At 70.8% G+C, this 19,240-nt stretch carries 17 protein-coding genes; 4 read left to right on the forward strand and 13 right to left on the reverse strand.

The annotated features are described in order from the left end of the window. Positions 1–8 precede the first annotated feature (8 nt). From ACZ44S_RS07655 to ACZ44S_RS07670, 4 genes are all read right to left on the reverse strand, one after another. Positions 9–743 carry a helical backbone metal receptor gene (locus ACZ44S_RS07655; RefSeq protein ID WP_466925583.1) on the reverse strand — a complete coding sequence of 245 codons (735 nt, stop codon included), beginning with the start codon at positions 741–743 and terminating at the stop codon, positions 9–11. Next, the gene (locus ACZ44S_RS07660) at positions 740–1,309 is read right to left on the reverse strand and encodes a helix-turn-helix domain-containing protein (RefSeq protein WP_466925585.1); all 570 of its coding nucleotides are present in this window, start codon (positions 1,307–1,309) and stop codon (positions 740–742) included. Before ACZ44S_RS07660 ends, ACZ44S_RS07655 begins: the two co-directional genes overlap by 4 nt. A gap of 387 nt (positions 1,310–1,696) precedes the next feature. After that, on the reverse strand, positions 1,697–4,315 hold the full coding sequence (locus ACZ44S_RS07665; protein ID WP_466925588.1) for an ABC transporter permease/substrate binding protein: 2,619 nt from the start codon (positions 4,313–4,315) through the stop codon (positions 1,697–1,699). Further along, positions 4,308–5,399: a quaternary amine ABC transporter ATP-binding protein gene (locus ACZ44S_RS07670; RefSeq protein ID WP_466925590.1), complete on the reverse strand. Its 1,092-nt coding sequence runs from the start codon at positions 5,397–5,399 to the stop codon at positions 4,308–4,310. Before ACZ44S_RS07670 ends, ACZ44S_RS07665 begins: the two co-directional genes overlap by 8 nt. Positions 5,400–5,644: 245 nt before the next feature. Between ACZ44S_RS07670 and ACZ44S_RS07675 the strand changes: the two genes are divergently transcribed. From ACZ44S_RS07675 to ACZ44S_RS07690, 4 genes are all read left to right on the forward strand, one after another. Beyond that, the gene (locus tag ACZ44S_RS07675) at positions 5,645–6,574 is read left to right on the forward strand and encodes a 5'-3' exonuclease (RefSeq protein ID WP_466925969.1); all 930 of its coding nucleotides are present in this window, start codon (positions 5,645–5,647) and stop codon (positions 6,572–6,574) included. A 59-nt stretch (positions 6,575–6,633) separates the two neighbouring features. Further along, on the forward strand, positions 6,634–7,479 hold the full coding sequence (locus ACZ44S_RS07680) for a siderophore-interacting protein (RefSeq protein WP_466925591.1): 846 nt from the start codon (positions 6,634–6,636) through the stop codon (positions 7,477–7,479). 407 nt (positions 7,480–7,886) lie between these two features. Next, the gene (locus tag ACZ44S_RS07685; protein ID WP_466925593.1) at positions 7,887–8,153 is read left to right on the forward strand and encodes a hypothetical protein; all 267 of its coding nucleotides are present in this window, start codon (positions 7,887–7,889) and stop codon (positions 8,151–8,153) included. 22 nt (positions 8,154–8,175) lie between these two features. Then, a complete protein-coding gene (locus ACZ44S_RS07690) occupies positions 8,176–9,126 on the forward strand; it encodes an RluA family pseudouridine synthase (protein WP_466925594.1) in 951 nt (316 codons plus the stop codon). Here ACZ44S_RS07690 and ACZ44S_RS07695 read toward each other — a convergent pair. The 9 genes from ACZ44S_RS07695 to tatA all read right to left on the reverse strand — a co-directional run bounded on the left by ACZ44S_RS07695 (position 9,120) and on the right by tatA (position 19,152). Further along, positions 9,120–10,625 carry a cytochrome P450 gene (locus ACZ44S_RS07695; protein WP_466925597.1) on the reverse strand — a complete coding sequence of 502 codons (1,506 nt, stop codon included), beginning with the start codon at positions 10,623–10,625 and terminating at the stop codon, positions 9,120–9,122. The two genes, ACZ44S_RS07690 and ACZ44S_RS07695, sit on opposite strands and share 7 nt — an antisense overlap. Before the next feature lie 57 nt (positions 10,626–10,682). Continuing rightward, a complete protein-coding gene (locus ACZ44S_RS07700; protein ID WP_190166319.1) occupies positions 10,683–11,303 on the reverse strand; it encodes a GTP-binding protein in 621 nt (206 codons plus the stop codon). After that, on the reverse strand, positions 11,284–11,694 hold the full coding sequence (locus ACZ44S_RS07705; protein ID WP_466925601.1) for a DUF742 domain-containing protein: 411 nt from the start codon (positions 11,692–11,694) through the stop codon (positions 11,284–11,286). Before ACZ44S_RS07705 ends, ACZ44S_RS07700 begins: the two co-directional genes overlap by 20 nt. Then, the gene (locus ACZ44S_RS07710) at positions 11,691–12,098 is read right to left on the reverse strand and encodes a roadblock/LC7 domain-containing protein (RefSeq protein WP_125507959.1); all 408 of its coding nucleotides are present in this window, start codon (positions 12,096–12,098) and stop codon (positions 11,691–11,693) included. The genes ACZ44S_RS07705 and ACZ44S_RS07710 overlap by 4 nt, the downstream gene beginning before the upstream one ends. Further along, positions 12,095–13,702 (reverse strand): sensor histidine kinase, encoded by a 1,608-nt coding sequence (locus tag ACZ44S_RS07715; RefSeq protein ID WP_466925604.1) that lies wholly within the window; start codon positions 13,700–13,702, stop codon positions 12,095–12,097. The genes ACZ44S_RS07710 and ACZ44S_RS07715 overlap by 4 nt, the downstream gene beginning before the upstream one ends. 385 nt (positions 13,703–14,087) lie before the next feature. Further along, complete coding sequence (locus tag ACZ44S_RS07720) at positions 14,088–16,946, reverse strand: DEAD/DEAH box helicase (RefSeq protein WP_466925606.1); 2,859 nt, start codon at positions 16,944–16,946, stop codon at positions 14,088–14,090. A gap of 40 nt (positions 16,947–16,986) precedes the next feature. Then, entirely contained in the window at positions 16,987–17,877 is an 891-nt protein-coding gene (locus ACZ44S_RS07725; RefSeq protein ID WP_466925608.1) for a diacylglycerol kinase, read from the reverse strand. A gap of 31 nt (positions 17,878–17,908) precedes the next feature. Beyond that, positions 17,909–18,778, reverse strand: coding sequence for a twin-arginine translocase subunit TatC (gene tatC / locus ACZ44S_RS07730; RefSeq protein WP_466925610.1), 870 nt, complete (start codon positions 18,776–18,778; stop codon positions 17,909–17,911). A gap of 92 nt (positions 18,779–18,870) precedes the next feature. Next, positions 18,871–19,152 carry a Sec-independent protein translocase subunit TatA gene (gene tatA / locus ACZ44S_RS07735; RefSeq protein WP_073933654.1) on the reverse strand — a complete coding sequence of 94 codons (282 nt, stop codon included), beginning with the start codon at positions 19,150–19,152 and terminating at the stop codon, positions 18,871–18,873. Positions 19,153–19,240: the final 88 nt, after the last annotated feature.

Here is a 19,240-nt window from a genome sequence, read left to right on the forward strand (position 1 = left end):
AGCCCAGCTTATGTGGGACGTGCTGCGCGCAGGGCGCGGCCCAGCACCGCCGGCGCCTCGGCCAGCGAGGGCCCGTACCAGGTGAGGTGCCGGCCGCTGACCAGCGCGCACGGCAGCCCGGGGAACGCCTCCGGGCCGTCGTCGGCGGTGAACCGGTACGGCTCGTCGGGGAGGACGACGAGGTCCGGTTCGGCCCCGCGCAGTTCGTCGAGCGGCACACGCGGATAGCGCTCCGGATGGCCCGCGTACAGCTGCCGGACGCCGAGCCGGGAGAGCAGGTCGCCGGCGAAGGTGTCCCGGCCCAGCACCATCCAGGGGCGCCGCCAGACGGGCACGACCGCGGTCCGGCGGTGCGGGGGCGGTGGCAGGTCCGCCCAGGCGGCTTCGGCCTCGTCCAGCCACCGGGGCCGTGCCGCCACCCCGCAGGCCGTGAGCACCCGGGACAGCTCGTCGAAGGCCTGCGGCAGCGTCCGCACCTCCGTCACCAGCACGTCGAGGCCCGCCGCGCGCAGGGCCGTCAGATCGGGCTCGCGGTTCTCCTCCTCGTTGGCGATCACCAGATCGGGGGCGAGAGCGGTGATCCGGTCCACCTTCGGATTCTTCGTACCGCCGACGCGTACGACGTCCAGCCCCGCGGGATGCGTGCACCAGTCGGTGGCACCGACGAGGGAGCCGGGCGCGGAGCGGGCCACGGCCTCCGTCAGCGAGGGGACGAGGGAGACCACCCGGACGGGACGGCTCATCGGCGCGGTTGGTCCCGCAGCGCCTCGATGTGCTCGGCGACGGCGACGACCAGCAGGCGCGTCTCGGGCACCGTGGCCCGCCAGCGGTGCCGGACGCCTCCGGTCAGGTAGAGGGTGTCGCCACGGCCGAGGCGGTAGGCGCGACCCTCGGCCTCGATCTCCACGGCGCCGTCCGACACGTACATCAACTGGTCGTTGCGGAACTGCAGTTCACGCCCGGCATCATGGTCGCCGGTGTACTCGGAGGCGTGCATCTGGTGGTGCCCGCGCACCAGGGAGCGCACCTGGGGTCCCTCGCACGGCTCGGTGCCGTCGGCGCGGACGACGTCCACGCTGCACGCGGGGTCGGCGGCGGCGAGGAGTTCCACGGCGGTGGTGCGCAGGGCGTCGGCGACCTTCTCCAGGGAGGCCTGGCTGGGACGCGCACGCTCGTTCTCGATCTGGCTCAGGAACGGGACCGACAGGCCGCTGCGCTCGGCCACGACGGCGAGGGTGAGGTCCAGCGCGCGGCGGCGCCGCCGCACGGCCGCGCCCACGCGCAGGGGCTGTTCCTTGTGGTCGCCCATCGCTCCGGCTCCCTCCTCGCCGATCGTCCCGCACCCCGTGCGCGGCGTCGCCGGCGCACCTGATGAGTTGTCTGCACCCTACGCATGTTCGGCAAACCGTTTCAGGCGCCTGTCACGTCGCCCTCATCCGAGGCCGGTACCGACCTCACAGTTCGCGCCAGCCACCCGGCGGGCCCCTCGGTTCCCCACGCAAGCGAAAAGGGGTGTTCCCGCCATTGTTCCCCTTCCTCGGCGGAAGGTCACGGGGAGGTCCGGGCAGGGCTTCGCGCTCTGTGGTTGTCCGGATTCTTTTCGTGTTCCTGTTCGGCCCCGACATGCGCGTGGGGCGGGCCCGGCCGCCCGCGAGGGCAGGTCCGGGCCCGCCCCACGCGGCGGCCGGTACGGCGGTTACTGCGGCGTCATCCGCTCCACCATGTCCGGGTGCTCCTCGAGCCAGGCGGCGACGGCCTCCTCCTCGTGGCCCTGGCCGCGGTTCTTGATCTCCGCCTCCAGGCTGCCCAGCTCCTCCTCGCTCATGTGCCAGCCCTTGATCCACTCCGTGAGCTGCGGGTACTGCTCGGGGAACTTCTTGCTGGCGATGGTGCGGATCGTGTTGCCCTCACCGAAGGCCTTCTTGGGGTCCTTCAGCTTGGTCAGCTCGTACTCGCTGTAGGCCCAGTGCGGCGACCACAGGGTGACCGCGATCGGCTCCTTCTTGGCGAGGGCGCGCTTGAGCTCGGCCAGCATCGCCGGCGTGGAGCCGTCGACGACCTCGTACTCGTCCTCCAGGCCGTAGCCCGGCATGACCTCGTTCTTGAGCAGCTGCATCTCACCGGTGCCCGGCTCGATGCCGATGATCCGCCCGTCGAAGAGGTCGGCCTTGCCCTTGAGGTCCTCGAGCGACTTGACGTCCTTGACGTAACTGGGGACGGCGATCTCCAGCGAGGTGGGCTCGTACCAGGTGCCCAGGTCGGTGAGATTGTCCTTGCTCTTGTCCCAGTAGTTCTTCTGCGCGTACGGCAGCCAGGCGTCGAAGTTGAGGTCGAGGTCCCCGGACGCCAGGCCGGTGTAGACCGGGCCGACCTCCATCTGCTTGAGGTTCAGCCGGTAGCCGCGCCGCTCCAGGACGTTCTTCCACAGGTAGGTGACGGCGATGTCCTCGTCCCAGGGGAACCAGGCCACGTCCAGCGGCCGCTTCGCCTCGGCGGGGGTGTCACCGGATCCGGACCCGACCGGGGCCAGCTCGTCGACGACGCCCGGGTTGGCCTTCAGCCAGGTGCGGACGGCGTCCTGCTGCTTGCCCTTGCCGGCCTTGTTGATCTCGGCCTCGAGGCCGGTGAGCTGCTCCTCGGTCATCGAGAAGTCCTTCAGCCACTTCCCGACGACCGGGTTGTCACCGGCGAAGCCCTTGCGGGACACCAGGTGCACGCCGTCGCCCTTGCCCCAGGAGCCCTTGGGGTCCTTCAGCTTCTTCAGGTCGTAGTCGCTGTACGCCCAGTGCGGCGACCAGAGCGTGACGACGACCGGTTCCTTCTTGCTGTAGGCGCGCTTGAGCTCGGCCAGCATCGCCGGCGTGGAGCTGTCGACGACCTCGTACTCCTTGTCCAGGCCGTAGTCCCCGAGCACCTTGTCCTTGAGCAGGCCCATCATGCCGGCGCTGGACTCGATGCCGGTGATCTTCCCGTCGAACGTGGCGGCCTTGCCCTTCAGGTCCTCCAGGGAGTCGACGTCCTCCATGTACGCCGGGACGGTCAGCTCCAGCGACGTCTCCTCGTACCAGGTGCCGAGGTCGTCGAGCTGCTTGCCGTACTTCTTCCAGTACGCCTCGTGGGTGGTGGGCAGCCAGGCGTCGGTCTGGAAGTCGACGGTGCCCTGCGCGAGCGCGGTGTAGAGCGGTCCGGCCTCGAACTGCTTGGCCTCGACCTCGAAGCCGCGCTGCTCCAGGATCTCCTTCCACAGGAAGGTGGAGGCGACACCTTCGTCCCACGGGATGTAACCGATGCTGATCTTCTTCCCGTCGCCGACCTTCTTGCCGTCGGCTGCGGTGCTCTGGCCGTCGCTGCCGCCTCCGAAGAGGCCCATGCCGCCCGCGACCAGCGCGAGGACGACGACGCCGATCACGGCGACCTGCGGACGCGGCCGGTAGGACCAGATCTTCAAGCCCTGGGTGGCGCGTGCCTTGGCGGCGGCGCGCCGGCCGAGCGGGGAGACATGGGTGCCCAGGGCACTGGTCATCCGGTCCAGGTAGATCGCCAGGATGACGATGGCGATGCCGGACTCGGCGCCGAGGCCGATGTTCAGCTGGCCGATGGCCTCGATGACCGCGCCGCCCAGGCCGCCGGTGCCGACCATGCCCGCGATCGCGGCCATGGACAGGCCCAGCATGATGACCTGGTTGACGCCCGCCATCACCGTGGGCAGCGCCAGCGGGAGCTGGACGCGCAGCAGGGTGTTGCGCGGGGTGGTGCCGAACGCCTCGGCGGCCTCCACCAGTTCCTTGTCGACCTGGCGGATGCCGAGCTCGGTCATGCGCACGCCCGGGGCGAGCGCGAAGATCAGGGTGGCGACGATGCCCGGGGCGGAGCCGGTCCCGAAGAACAGGATCGCCGGGATCAGGTAGATCATCGCGGGCAGCGTCTGCATGAAGTCCAGGACCGGCCGGACCACGGCACTGACCCGGTCCGAGCGGGCCGCCCAGATGCCCACCGGCACCGATATGACCAGCGCGATCACGGTGGCGACGATGACCAGCGCCAGCGTCACCATCGAGTCCTCCCACAACTCCATGGAGTCGAGGAAGGCGAAGCCCAAGAAGGTGAGGACACCGGCGAAGGTGCCGCGCAGCCAGAAGGCGATGACCGCGAAGATGCCGCAGAGGATCAGCGGTGCGGGGGCCTGGAGGACGGCGTTGACTCCGTCGTAGGCACCGGTGAAGACGGCCTTGAAGAAGTCGAACAGCCAGCTGACGTTGTCGAGCAGCCAGTCGACGGTGTTGTTGACCCAGTCGCCGAGCGGAATCCTAGGCACGGGCCATCACCTTCTCGCCGCCCTTGTCGCGCGGGGTGTCGCAGACCCCGGGGTCGGACTCCTCGTCACCGAGGAAGCCGACGAGACGCTGCCGGGGCACGACCCCGACGAGTGCGTCCTCCGTGTCGAGCACCGCGACGGGGTGCGGTACGCGGGCGCTGATCGCGCACAGATCGGTGAACGGTGTGTCGGGCGACGCGGTCTCACAGCCGCAGTCGGCCTCGTCGCCGCGCACCTCGCGGTCCATCACCGCGCCGGCGGTCAGCACACGGGAGCGGTCGACGTCCTGGGTGAAGGAGGCGACGTAGTCGTTGGCGGGCCGGATCAGGATGTCCTGCGCGGTGCCGATCTGCACGATGCGGCCGTCGCGCATCACCGCGATGCGGTCGCCCAGGCGCATGGCCTCGTTGAGGTCGTGCGTGATGAAGACGATCGTCTTCTTCAGCTTCTTCTGCAGTTCGATCAGCTGGTCCTGCATGTCGCGGCGGATCAGCGGGTCGAGCGCGCTGAAGGACTCGTCCATCAGCAGCAGGTCGGCGTCGGTGGCGAGTGCGCGGGCCAGACCGACGCGCTGCTGCATACCGCCGGACAGCTCGTCGGGCCACGACTTCTCCCAGCCGGCCAGGCCGCACAGGGCGAGCGCCTCGTCGGCGCGGCGTTCGCGCTCGGCGCGGGGCACGCCCTGCACTTCAAGACCGTAGGCAGCGTTGTCACGGACGCTGCGGTGCGGGAAGAGCGCGAAGTGCTGGAAGACCATGCTGATCTTCTTGGAGCGGACCTGGCGCAGTTCCCGGTCGGACAGCGCGGTCAGGTCCTGGCCGTCGAAGCGTACGTGTCCGGCGGTCGGCTCCAGCAGGCCGTTCAGCATCCGCAGCAGGGTCGACTTGCCGGAGCCCGACAGGCCCATGACGACGAAGATCTCGCCCGGCTCCACGGTGAACGACGCGTCGATGACGGCGGCGGTGACGCCGTCGGCGCGCAATTCCTCCCGGTCTGCTTTCTTCTGGCGCAGTCGTTCGACCGCCTGGTCCGGTCGTCTGCCGAACACCTTGAACAGATGCTCGGCCTCAAGCCTGGATGACACGCGTACCTCTTGTCTCGACGGCAAATGACAGGAGCGACGCCCGGCGGGCGGCTCACGCGGCCCACAACAGTTGAATCTGTAACCGGCATCGCTCCGGGGCCGCGCCTCCCCGGTTTTGCACAGGGCAAACGTGTTCGTGCGCCGCCTCACAGGAGGCGCGTAGTACGCAACCCGTTGCGTACTACGCCTCGGTGGGTGGGGTGGGGGTGCTTTCTTACGGAGTGCTGTCGGTGCCGTGCGGCATGATGCGGGGCGTGACCGGACGACTGATGCTGCTCGACACCGCCTCCCTGTACTTCCGCGCCTACTTCGGCGTCCCCGAGTCCGTCCGGGCCCCGGACGGCACACCGGTGAACGCCGTGCGCGGACTCCTCGACTTCATCGACCGCCTGGTGAAGGACCACCGGCCGGACCACCTGGTGGCCTGCATGGACGCCGACTGGCGCCCCCAGTGGCGGGTCGATCTGATCCCCTCCTACAAGGCGCACCGGGTCGCCGAGGAGCGGACCGAGGGACCGGACGAGGAGGAGGTGCCCGACACGCTGTCACCGCAGGTCCCGGTCATCGAGACGGTGCTCGACGCGGTCGGCATCGCACGCGTGGGGGTCGCCGGGTACGAGGCGGACGACGTGATCGGCACGTTCACCGCCCGGGCGACCGGACCGGTGGACATCGTCACCGGTGACCGCGACCTGTACCAGCTGGTGGACGACGCGCGCGGCGTGCGCGTGCTGTATCCGCTCAAGGGTGTCGGCACGCTCCAGGTCACCGACGAGGCCGCCCTGCGCGAGAAGTATGGCGTGGACGGCAAGGGGTACGCGGACCTGGCGCTGCTGCGCGGCGACCCGAGCGACGGTCTGCCGGGCGTGCCCGGCGTCGGGGAGAAGACGGCGGCCAAGCTGCTGGCCGAGTTCGGCGACCTGGCCGGGATCCTGGCGGCCGTGGACGACCGGCAGGCCAAGCTCACGCCGACGCAGCGCAAGCGTCTGGATCTGGCGCGGCCGTACCTCGCGGTCGCTCCCAAGGTCGTCCGGGTCGCGGACGACGTGCCGCTGCCGGACGTCGACACGTCGCTGCCGCGGGCTCCGCGCGACCCGGGGGTGGTCGAGGCCCTGGGCGCCCGCTGGGGGCTGGGCGGCTCGCTGCAGCGTCTGCTGATGACGCTTTCGGCGTGAACCGCGCGATCGAGGTGCTAACTTAGGTTTACCTAACTCATCCGGCTGGGAGGCACCTCATGGCAGAGCGACCGGGACGCGCCGCGCGCACGCCGCACACCGCCGAGGTCGTCCGCACCGAGCGGCTGACCCCGCACATGCAGCGTGTGGTGCTCGGGGGTGAGGGCCTGGCCGGCCTTGCGGCGGACACCTGCACCGATCACTACGTCAAGCTGCTGTTCCCGGCCGCGGGGGCCACCTACCCGGAGCCCTTCGATCTCCAGCGCATCCGCGAGGAGTTCCCGCGCGAGCAGTGGCCGGTGACGCGGACGTACACCGTGCGTCAGTGGGATGCCGAGCACCGTGAGCTGACCCTGGACTTCGTGGTCCACGGGGACGAGGGGCTGGCCGGGCCCTGGGCGGCGAACGTGCGCCCGGGCGAGATCGTCCGCTTCCTCGGACCCGGCGGCGCGTACGCACCGGACCCGGCCGCCGACTGGCATCTGCTGGCCGGTGACGAGAGCGCGCTGCCCGCGATCGCGCGTTCGCTGGAGGCGCTGTCCGATGGTGCCCGGGCTTTCGCCTTCGTGGAGGTCTCCGGGCCCGAGGAGGAGCAGAAGATCGACTCCGACGTGGAGGTGCGCTGGCTGCACCGCGGGGGCCGGCCCGTGGGCGAGGCGCTGGTGGAGGCCGTCCGGGGGCTGGACTTCCCCGAGGGCCGGGTGCACGCCTTCGTCCATGGCGAGGCGCACTTCGTGAAGGAGCTGCGCCGGCTGCTGCGGGTGGAGCGCGGCATCCCGCGCGAGGACCTGTCGATCTCCGGCTACTGGCGGCTCGGCCACAACGAGGACGGCTGGCAGGCCTCCAAGCGCGAGTGGAACTCCCGCATCGAAGCCGAACAGGAGGCCTTCCCGGCCTCCGCCTGATCTACGCCCACTGCAGCGCCTACGGAGGGTGGGTGGTGCGGGGGCGGGGCGGGGGTGTCCGTCCTCGGACCGGCGCGACTGTGCCCGCTGGTGGAGGCGAGGGCGCGGACGCGCCGGCCACTGCGGGCGAACACCCCCACCCCGCCCCCTCCCCGCCGTAGGCGGCTGCCCCGCGGCCACCCGCCGCCGTCGGTCGCGGGCAGCCGTGCCGCCACCCCGCATGCGCCGGGGCACGTGACCCAACCCCGGTCAGCCCCCGCACGCGGCCAGCGTTGGGGCGCTGGGCCGCGTAACCCACCCCCGGCCCACACCCCCGCGGGCCGGTCGGGTGAACTCTTGCTCGCCTGCCGGGAGGCACGGCGTGGCGAGTGCGTCCGAGACGCCGTCCTGCCCCAGGATCCGGCCGCGTGGCACACACCTTCGACGAGCTCGTGGCCAAGCAGCGCGCCGCGGACGAGGCACACGCGCGGGTCCAGCAACTGCGGGACACTTACGGCTCCAGCACCCGGACCAAGTGGAGCGGGCACCAGACCGCCACCTGGGAGACCGCCCGGCGCGCCTGGCGCGACCTCGCCCGTGACGTCCGCGTCGCCGTCGCCGAGTACGCCCGGGCCGAGGGCAGACCGCTGCACGAGATCGAGACGGAGCTCAGGCGGGCGGCGGACCAGGGCTGACCGCCCCGTACGCTTGCTCCATGTGAGACGCAGACGGCCCATCCCGCCCTCTCCCCTGCCGCAGCGCGACGGTGTGGACCCCGTGCGGGTACGGCTGCCCGCCGGGGACGGGTGGGCGACGGTGCGGGAGCACCTGGTGCAGCGGTTGTCGGCCGGGGCCGGCGTCGTGGACGGGATGTTCGCCGCGGGGCTGATCGTCGGGGCGGACGGAGAGCCCGTACCGGCGGACACACCGTACGCACCCGGGATGTTCTTGTGGTTCCACCGCGAGCTGCCCGCCGAGGTGCCCGTGCCGTTCCCGTTGGAGCTCGTCCACCGGGACGAGCACATCGTCGTCGTCGACAAGCCCCACTTCCTGGCCACCACCCCGCGCGGCAGCCATGTCGCCCAGACCGCGCTGGCCCGGCTCCGCCGTGAGCTCGGCATACCCCAACTGGGCGCCGCACACCGTCTCGACCGGCTCACCGCGGGCCTGGTGCTGTTCACGGTACGGCCCGAGGAGCGGGGCGCCTACCAGACGCTGTTCCGCGACCGTCTGGTGCACAAGGAGTACGAGGCGGTCGCGCCCCACGACCCGGCGCTGGACCTGCCCCGGACGGTACGGAGCCGGATCGTGAAGGAGCGCGGGCCGCTGACCGCCCGGGAGGTCGAGGGCGAGCCGAACGCCGTGACCCGGGTCGAAGCCGCGGAGGCGCGCGCGGACGGCCTCGGACGGTACCGGCTGGTGCCGGGCACCGGACAGACCCATCAGCTGCGGGTCCACATGAACGCCCTCGGTGTACCGATCCTCGGCGATCCGCTGTACCCCGAGGTGACTGCCCCCGTACCGGCCGGTGACTTCCGGCGCCCGCTGCAACTGCTGGCACGGACACTGGAGTTCACCGACCCGGTGACGGGAGTGGAGCACCGGTTCACCAGCGGCCGGACGCTCGCCGCCTGGACGTCGTACGAGGCGTGGGCGGCCGGTCAGTAGCCACGCCACCAGCGCAGGAAGCGCTGCCACGCGTTCCGCGGCGGGGCGGGTTCCGTCACCGGAGGGGGCGGTGGCAGCGGCACGGGCGGTTCCACGGCCGTGGGGAGCGGCGCCGGTTCGGCGGCCGCCACCGGTCGCGGAGCCGCACCGATGTGCCAGTCCCGCTGCACGGGCGCGTCGTTCTCGTGGGTGGGCCGCTTCCTCACGTCCTGCTGCGGCCGGGGCGTGAAGTGGACCGGCAGCTCCACGAGGTGCCGCGAGGCGATGGACTCGGTGAAGGACAGCTCCTCCTCGTCGACGCTGAGCTCCACGTCCGGCAGCCGCATCAGCAGGGCGTCCACGCCGACCTCGGCGATGGTACGGCCGATGTCCTGGCCGGGGCACTCGTGCGGGCCGCCGCCGAAGGCGAGGTGGGAGCGGTTGCCCTGCATGTCGGCGGTCGGGTCGGGGCGCACGCGCGGGTCGACGTTGGCCGGGGCGGGCGCGAACAGCAGCGCGTCCCCCTTGCGGATGCGCCGGCCGCCCAGCTCCGTGTCCTGCTTGGCGTAGTAGGCGAAGATGGTGCTGAACGGCGGTTCGTCCCAGAGTAGTTGCTCCACCGCCTGAGGCACGGTCATCTGGCCGCCGTTGAGCTGGGAGCGGAAGCGCGGGTCGATCAGCACCTGGCGCAGCACGTTGGCCAGAAGGTTGGCGGTGGCCTCGTAGGCGGCGATCAGCACCACCCTGAGGTGCTGGCTGACCTCCTCGTCGGTCAGTCCGGCCGGGTGGGCGATGAGATGGCCCGCGAAGTCGTCCATCGGCTCGACACGGCGGCGGGCGGTGAGGCGTTGCAGCGCCCCCATGATGTACGCGTTGCTGGCGATGGCGGTCTCGGTGCCGCGGAGCATGTCGCGGGCGGCCTGCACGATGCGGTCGTTGTACTCGTCGGGCATGCCGAGCACCTGGCACATCACGGCCATCGGCAGATGCTCGGCGTACTGGCCGACCAGGTCGGCCTCGCCCGCCTCGCAGAACCGGTTGACGACCCGCTGCACGCTGCGGTTGACGTGCCGGCGCAGCCCGCGGAAGTCGGTGGCCGCGACGGCGGCGTCGATGGCGCCGCGCAGCCGCAGGTGTTCGTCGCCCTCGGCGTGCGCGCACATCGGCTGCCAGGCGATGTGCGGCATCAGCGGATGGTCGGGCTTGACCAGGCCCTCGGCGAGCGCGGACCAGATGCGGCTGTCCTTGCAGTAGTGCGCGGGGGTGCGGACCAGTTGCTGGCTCTCGGCGTGGCCGAGGACCACCCACATCGGCACGTCGTCATGGATCAGCACGGGCGCCACCGGGCCGTGTTCGGCCCGCAGTTCCTCGTACAGCTTGCGCAGGTCCTCCGACGTGTGCAGCCGGGCATGTCCGCCGGGGCCCAGGCCGTGCGCGGGGCAGCCGGGGGGCGGCCCGGGCCGGGGGCCGTCCGTGCCGGTCGGGGAGTCTCCCGTCAGGGAGTGGGATTCAGGCGTCACAGTGGCGCTCCGGAAGGGGAAGCAGAAGCAGGGGGTCGTGGGGGACGGATCCCGGGATCAGGTGAGCGAGCCCGTCATGGCGAGGGAGTGCAGGAACCGCATCAGGGTCATCAGGACGTCGCGGCTGGAGGCACGGCGCCGCACATCGCATTCCATGATGGGGATCTGTTCGGACAGGTCGAGGGCGGCCCGCAGGTCGGCGACGGGGTAACGCGGGGCGTCGGGGAAGGAGTTGACCGCGACGACGAACGGCACTCCGCGTTCCTCGAGCCGCCCCATGACGTCGAAGCTGACCTCGAGGCGTCGGGTGTCGACGAGCACGACCGCGCCGAGCGCCCCCTCGAACAGCCCGTTCCACAGGAACCAGAAGCGCTCCTGGCCAGGTGTGCCGAAGAGGTACAGCACCAGCTGGTCGGTGATCTTGATGCGTCCGAAGTCCATGGCGACGGTGGTGGCCGTCTTGGACGCGGAACCGAAGTTGTCGTCGACCCCGATGCCGGCCTGGGTCATGGTCTCCTCGGTGGTCAGCGGTTTGATCTCACTGACCGAACCGACCATGGTCGTCTTGCCGACGCCGAAACCGCCGACGATGACGATTTTCACCGCGGCCTGTGCCGTGTGCGGCAACTGATCCTCGGCCCGGGGTCCCGGGATGGTCTCAGAGCCTTTGAAGTCCATGCATCACCGCTTCGAGAAGGGAACGGTCGGGGAGCGCCTTGCGGACGATGGGCGAGCGCGCCTGGACCAGTTCCGCCGTCAGCATCTCGGTGAGCAGCACGGTCACCACGCTGAACGGCAGGCTGAGGTAGGCCGACAGTTCGGCCACGGACAGGGGGGCGACGCAGAGCCGGAGCAGCGCCGCCTGCTCGGGGGTGGCGGAGGGCGGGGGGTCCGGGGATCGGGCCACGATCAGCGTGACGAGGTCGATGTCCGCCCGTTCGCCGTCCGGTCCGGCGACGACGTACAGCCGCTCGGGGTTGCCGCCCTCGCCCTCCTTCCTGGCGGGTCCGGCCGGCTGCGGAGGGGGTCCGCCCTGCGGGGAGCGCCTCTGGCGTTGCGGAGGAGTCATACGGTCTGCCCGTTCCGTCGCGGCGGACTGGTCAGATGGGCGCCGATGCGGACGACGAGGTCGCGCATCATGCCGCCCATGCGGCCGGGTTCGCAGGTCATGTCGGAGAGCACCGCGAGATAGGCGTTGGCGCCGGCCGCCATGAGATAGAAGTAGCCCTCGTTGATCTCGATGAGAACCATCTTCATCTCGCCGTCACCGTGCGGGAGTTCCTGGGCGACGGCTCCGGCGAGGCTCTGTACGCCGGCGCAGGCGGCGGCGACCCGGTCGGCGGCGTCCGGTTCGCCGCCGTAGCGGGCGATGCGCAGCCCGTCGGCGGAGAGCACCACGATCATCTCGACGCCGGGTACGCCGTCGGCGAGCTCCTTGAGCATCCAGTCGAAGTTGGCTCGTTGCTGAATCACTTGAGGTCCCCCTCCTCCTCGGCCTCGGTGCGGGCCGGTTCGTTGATGAGATGCAGGTAGGCGGTCGGATTCCGGGTGAAGTCGGTGGGGTGGACACCCGGGTCGAGGTCCTTCTTCAGGCCCTCCCAGAAGGCGTCGACCCACAGGCCGGGTTCGCGGTCGTTCTGCTTCTTCTCGGGTTCGGGCGTGGCCCAGATGTCGCGGTACTCCTCGCCCCGCTCCTTGGCCTCCCGCTCGGCCCGTTCGGCGGCCGCCTGCTCGGCGTACCGCTGGGAGAGCGGGGTCTTCACCCGGCTGCGGCGCTGCGGCAGGCCGCCCGCGGTCCACTCGGTGACCTCGGGGACGTCGTCCTCCATGGAGACCGTGTCGGGGATGCGAGGGCTGGTGGGGCGGCGCTTCTTGGGTGCGCGCTCCGGGCCGGGGAGGGCGTCGACCGGGCGGGGCACGGCGGTCGCCCCGATGCCGTGGGCGAGACCCACGCCGGGCTGGTCGGTGATCATCTCGCTCGGTACGACGAGGACGGCGCGGACGCCTCCGTATGCGGAGGCGCGCAGCGAGACCTTCATGTCGAACGCGGTGCACAGCCGGCCCACGACGGCGAGGCCGAGGCGCGGGTTGGCGCCGATCTCCTGGAGGTCCACGCCCCGCTGGGCCTGTTCGAGGATGCCCTCGATGCGTGCCCTTGCCTGTTCGTCGAGGCTGACTCCGGCGTCCTCGATCTCGATGGCGACGCCCGTCTGCACCTCGGTGGCGGTGACGCTCACCTTGGAGGTCGGCGGGGAGTAGCGGGTGGCGTTGTCGAGGAGTTCGGCGGCGGCGTGGATGACGGGCTCGACGTAGATGCCCTTGATGTTGATCTTGGCGATCGACTTCAGGTCGATACGGCGGTACTCGAGGATGCGGGACATGGCGCCGCGCAGCACGCTGTAGAGCGCGACGGGCTTGGGCCACTGGCGTCCGGGCCGGCCGCCGCCGAGGACGGAGATGGAGTCCGCGAGGCGGCCGATCAGCGCGGTGCCGTGGTCGATGCGCAGCAGGTCGTCGAAGACCTCGGGGTTGCGGCCGTGGTCCTCCTCCATCTCGCGGAGTTCCTTGGCCTGCTGGTGGACGATCGCCTGGACGCGGCGGGCGATGCTGACGAAGGAGCGCTGGGCGGAGTCGCGCAGGTTCTCCTCGTCGTCGATGATCTTCAGTGTGGTCCTGAGCAGGGTGATCTGGTACTTCGGCAGGTCGCGCCAGGCCGGGTTCAAAGCGGGCAGGGCGCGGATCACCTCGTCGGGGTCGTGGCCGCTGTGCAGGTGGTCGAGGGCCGCGGGCATGACCTGCTGGGCGAAGTACTGCGTCTCCGTGTCGTGAGAGGCGATCCGGGCCTCCAGATACGCACGGTGACGGTCGTATGCGGCTCGGGCCTCCCTCAGCGTGCGGCCGCGGCGCACCGCCTCGGCTGCGGCGGCGGTCACCAGCAGGGTCGCGACGGCGCCGCACACACCGACTGCGGTCCGGGCGGGCTCCGTCACCAGGGCGACGGCGGCTCCGGTCGCCGCGGCCATCACTATGGCCGGCAGCAACAGCACGCGTGCATAGGAAAGTTGGACACTCGCCATGTGAGCCCTCTGTAGCGAATCGACTGATGGTCGGGGAACGTGCGCATAGGGGAACAAGCGCACGAATTCAGCTCAACTCGGTGCGCTGCGGGCGAGCTTAGTCCGACGGGATCATCGCCATGTCATATTCAGCAAGTGCCGGAAATGGCCCCTGGGACAGGAGTACGCTCGGGGCCATTTGCACGGTGAGCCGCCGTTCGAACACCGTGCGTCACGGAGTACGGGCGTACGAAAATCACTCACCGTCACGGGTGAGGAAGGCCCTGCGGCAACCCGATCCTGCCCACGAGGACGGCCGGCCATGCGGCCGGCGAGGGCGCACGGGACGCGAAGGCCCGGCGCGCGGGGAGCGCACCGGGCCTTCGCGTGGTGTCGGAGCGGGCGGTCAGCCCACGGAGGAGTAGGCGACCACGCCGCGCAGCAGTCCGTCGACCGCCTTCCGGGCGTTCCTGGCGACCGTCGAGCCCTCCGCGGACGGTGCCGCCGCCGAGATCTGGCCGAGCACGTCGATGACCTGCTTGCACCAGCGCACGAAGTCACCGGCGGGCATCTCCACCTCGCGCAGCACCTCGTCCAGGCCCTTGCCCGAGGCCCACATGTAGGCGGCCCAGGCGAAGCCGAGGTCGGGCTCGCGCTGCCCCACACCCTCCGTCTGGCTGATCCTGAAGTCCTCCTCCAGGGCGTCCAGCCGGCCCCAGATGCGGACCATGTCGCCGAGTGCCGCCTTGGCCTTGCCCGAGGGCAGCTTGGGCGCCATCGCGTCGTCGGAGACCCGGGCCTCGTACACCAACGCCGACACGCACGCGGCGAGTTCGGCGGGGGCGAGACCTTCCCAGACGCCCTCGCGCAGACATTCGCTGGCCAGCAGGTCGAGTTCGCCGTACAGCCGGGCCAGCCGCTTGCCGTGCTCGGTGACCTCGTCGCCGCGCAGATAGTCCATCTCGGTCAGCAGCGCGACGATCCGGTCGAAGGTACGGGCGATGGTGTTCGTCCGGCCCTCGATACGGCGCTCCAGCTGCGAGGTGTCGCGCATCAGCCGGTGGTAGCGCTCGGCCCAGCGCGCGTGGTCCTCGCGGTCCTGGCAGCCGTGACAGGGGTGCGCCCGCAGCGCCTTGCGCAACCGCGCGATCTCGCGGTCGTCGGCCGCCTGGGAGCGCTTCTTGCGGTGCCGGTCCACCGTGATATGCCCGGCCTTGGTGCGCAGCGCGGAGGCGAGGTCCCGACGCGACTGCGGGGAGCGCGGGTTGAAGGACTTCGGGATCCGCATCCGCTCCAGCGCCTCGACCGGCACCGGGAAGTCGATCGACGCCAGCCGCTTGACCTGCCGCTCCGCGGTGAGCACCAGCGGGCGCGGACCGTCGGCGTACTCGTAGCCGCGGTGGCCGTTGGAACGGCCCGCGGGCAGCCCCGGGTCGAGGACCAGCGCCAGCCCCGCGTACTTGCCGGTGGGCACATGGATGACGTCGCCCGGCTTGAGCTTCTCCAGCGCGACGGCGGCCTCCGCGCGGCGCTGCGCCGCGCCCTGCCGGGCCAGCTCGTTCTCCCGCTCCTTCAGCTCACGGCGCAGGCGCGCGTACTCCTCGAAGTCGCCGAGGTGGCAGGTCATGGAGGCCTTGTAGCCCTCGAGACCCTCCTCGTTGCGCTGCACCTGACGGGAGATGCCCACGACCGACTTGTCGGCCTGGAACTGCGCGAAGGACGTCTCGAGCAGTTCCCGCGAGCGGTGCCGGCCGAACTGCTCGACCAGGTTGACCGCCATGTTGTACGACGGCTTGAAGCTGGAACGCAGCGGATACGTACGCGTCCCGGCCAGTCCGGCCAGGTGGTCGGGGTTCATGCCGCGCTGCCACAGCACGACCGCGTGACCCTCCACGTCGATGCCGCGCCGGCCGGCCCGGCCGGTCAGCTGGGTGTACTCGCCGGGGGTGATGTCGGCGTGCTGCTCGCCGTTCCACTTGACGAGCTTCTCCAGCACCACCGAGCGGGCGGGCATGTTGATGCCGAGGGCGAGGGTCTCGGTCGCGAACACGGCCTTCACCAGGCCGCGCACGAACAGCTCCTCCACGACCTCCTTGAAGGTCGGCAGCATGCCCGCGTGATGGGCCGCGATGCCGCGCTCCAGGCCCTCCAGCCACTCGTAGTAGCCCAGGACATGGAGGTCCTCGGCCGGGATGGAGGAGGTGCGCTCCTCGACCAGGGCGCGGACCCGGGCCCGCGCCTCCTCGTCGTTGAGTCTCAGGCCCGCGTACAGGCACTGCTGGACGGCGGCCTCGCAGGCGGCGCGGCTGAAGATGAAGGTGATGGCGGGCAGCAGACCCTCGGCGTCCAGCCGTTCGATGACCTCCGGCCGGCTCGGTGTCCACACCCGTGAGCGCTGGCGGCGCTCCCGCTCCCGGTCGGCCTCCCGCGTGTTGCCCCGCCCGCGCCGGCGGTCGGACCAGGACGGGCGGCTGGCCTCCAGGCGGGCCATGCGGGTCAGGTCCGGGTTGACGGCCCGCTTCCCGCCCTCGGCCTCCTCGAACAGGTCGTATATGCGCCGGCCGGCCAGCACGTGCTGGAACAGGGGCACGGGCCGGTGCTCGGAGACGATCACCTGGGTGTCACCGCGGACGGTGTCCAGCCAGTCGCCGAACTCCTCGGCGTTCGACACCGTCGCCGACAGTGACACCAGGGTCACGGACGCGGGGAGGTGGATGATCACCTCCTCCCAGACGGCGCCGCGGAAGCGGTCGGAGAGGTAGTGCACCTCGTCCATCACCACGTGACCGAGGCCGAGGAGGGTCTGCGACCCGGCGTAGAGCATGTTCCGCAGCACCTCGGTGGTCATCACGACCACCGGGGCGTCGGAGTTGACGCTGTTGTCGCCGGTGAGCAGGCCCACCTTCTCCGCGCCGTAGCGGCGGCACAGATCGGCGTACTTCTGGTTCGACAGGGCCTTGATGGGTGTCGTGTAGAAGCACTTCTTGCCCTGCTGGAGGGCGAGGTGGACGGCGAACTCGCCGACGATCGTCTTGCCGGAGCCGGTGGGCGCGGCGACCAGCACGCCCTTCCCCGCCTCGAGCGCCTGGCAGGCCTCGATCTGGAAGGGGTCGAGGCCGAAGTCGTACATCTCGCGGAAGGAGGCGAGCGCGGTGGCCTGCTCGGCAGCGCGCCTGCGTGCTGCCGCGTACCGCTCGGCCGGTGAGAGATCCTCTGTCATCGTGCTTTCGAGCGTACCGGGCCGCACCGACAACAGGACGATCAATATCGACAACCGTCCCGGTGAGCGGCCGGAGCCGCCCCGTTCAGGGGCCCACCACCCGCAGGGCGCCCGGCACGCACCGCGCGGTGAGCGGCAGCGGTCCCACCGGTTCCCCGTCCGCGTACCCGGTGACCTGTTCCGCGGCCAGCTCCACGGTCGCCGCGCGCAGCACGGTGATCGCGGGATGGTCGACGTGCGTTCCCCGGTACACCCGCGGGAAGACCCGCAGCAGCGTGGCCCGGCTGCACTCCCCCACCACCGTGATGTCGAACAGCCCGTCGGTGAGATCGGCTCCGGGGCATATCCGCATGCCGCCGCCGTACGACGGCCCGTTCCCCACGGCCACCAGCGTCGCCTCGACCTCGCGGACCTCGCCGCCGTCGAGGGTGATGCGGTACGGCAGAGGGCGGAAGGCGGCCAGCTCGGCGACCATCGCGAGGTCGTACTTGAAGCGGCCGAGGGGCATCCGCATCCGGTTGCCGCGGTCGTTGACCCGGGAGTCGAAGCCCGAGGCGAGCACGGCGCCGAACCAGCGCTCCCCGATGCGGCCGAGATCGATGTCGCGGACGCGGCCGGACTTGAGGGCGTCGGCGATCATCCGCCCGGCGGCGGCCGGTTCCCGCAGGGGCATCCCCAGCGCGCGGGCGAAGTCGTTGCCGGTCCCGGCGGCGACCAGCCCGAACGGGGTGCCGGTGCCGACGACGGCCTGCAGGGCGAGGTTCGCCATGCCGTCGCCCCCGACGGCGATCAGGGCGCCGGTGCCGTCCTCGATGGCGGCGCGCGCCCGGGACAGGGCGTCCTCGGGATCGTCGCCGAGGACGGTCCGCACCGAGAAGCCGGCGTCCCGCAGCGCGGCGGCGGCCGGCAGCGCCGCGCGGGCGCCCCGGCCACGGCCCGCGGTGGGGTTGACGAAGAGGGTGATCTCGCTGGTCACGGGAGTGACCCTATGAGCTGCGCGGCGTTCCTCAGGTCACGTCGTCATAACCGTTGACCCGGTCCTTCGTGGTCTGCTCAGGCAGGGCGGCCACGGACTCAGCCGGTTCGACGGACTCGGGTGTGAGATCCAGCTCGGAGGCCTCGTCGTCGGCGGGGCCCGCGGACTCCCTGCGGGCGCGCCGTCTGTCGTTGAGCAGCGAGAATCCCACGGCAACGAAGTAGAGGACGACGATGGGCCCGGAGAGCGCGATCATGCCCACCGGGTCGGTGGTGGGCGTGGCGACCGCGCCGAAGACGAAGACGCCCATGACGACACCGCGCCACCAGCCGGCCATGCGGCGGCCGGAGACGATGCCGACCATGTTCAGCATGATGAGCAGCAGCGGGAGCTCGAAGGCCAGACCGAAGACCAGCACCATCCGGATGGTGAAGTCGAGGACCTCGTCCAGCGAGAGGATGTTGGCCGATCCCCCCGGCGTGAGGCTGAGCAGCACCTTGATGCTGACCGGGAGGATGACGTAGGACAGGAAGGCGCCGCCGACGAACAGCGGAACCGCCGCCGAGACGAAGACATAGGTGTACTTCTTCTCGTGCTTGTGCAGCCCGGGGGCGACGAAGGCCCAGAGCTGGTAGAGCCAGACGGGGCTGGAGACGATCAGGCCGGCCATGAGGCTCACCTTGATCGTCGTGGTGAACGGCGACGTCAGTGTGTTGAAGGAGACGATGGCGCAGTTGCCGCCGTCACTGTTCGCCAGGTCCTCGCACTTCGGCACCGGCTCGGCGAGGAACTGCATGAGCTGCTCGCTGTAGAACGCGGCCGCGATCGACACGACGACGACCGCGAGGACGGCCTTGGCGAGCCGGTTGCGCAGCTCACGCAGGTGCTCCACGAGGGGCATGCGCCCCTCGGGATCCCTCTCCTGATTGCGGGCAGACTTGAGCAACCCACGTTCCCATCTCGTGCGGCGGGCCGGCGGTCACCGGCCCTGCGTCAGCGCTTGGTCGTGTCCGTCGGCTCCGTGACCGGGCGGGAGCTGGTCACGTCGCCGGGGGCCGCCTGGATGGTGCGCTGCGCCGGGGGCTGCTCGCCGGTGGCCGGCGGGTCGGCGGGGGCGGCGGACTTGTTGTCGTCCTTCATCGCCTTCGCCTCGCTCTTGAGGATGCGCGCGGACTTGCCGAGCGAGCGCGCCATGTCCGGGAGCTTCTTCGCACCGAACAGCAGGATGATGACGACGAGGATCAGAATGATCTCGGTAGGTCCGAGCCGTCCCATAAGTCTTTACCTTCTCACCGAGGCGGGTGGGTGGGTGGCTGTCCGACCGGTCGGACAGGAGTCCGAACGACGGTGCTGACAGCGATCG

It is taken from the genome of Streptomyces malachitofuscus (assembly GCF_055571035.1).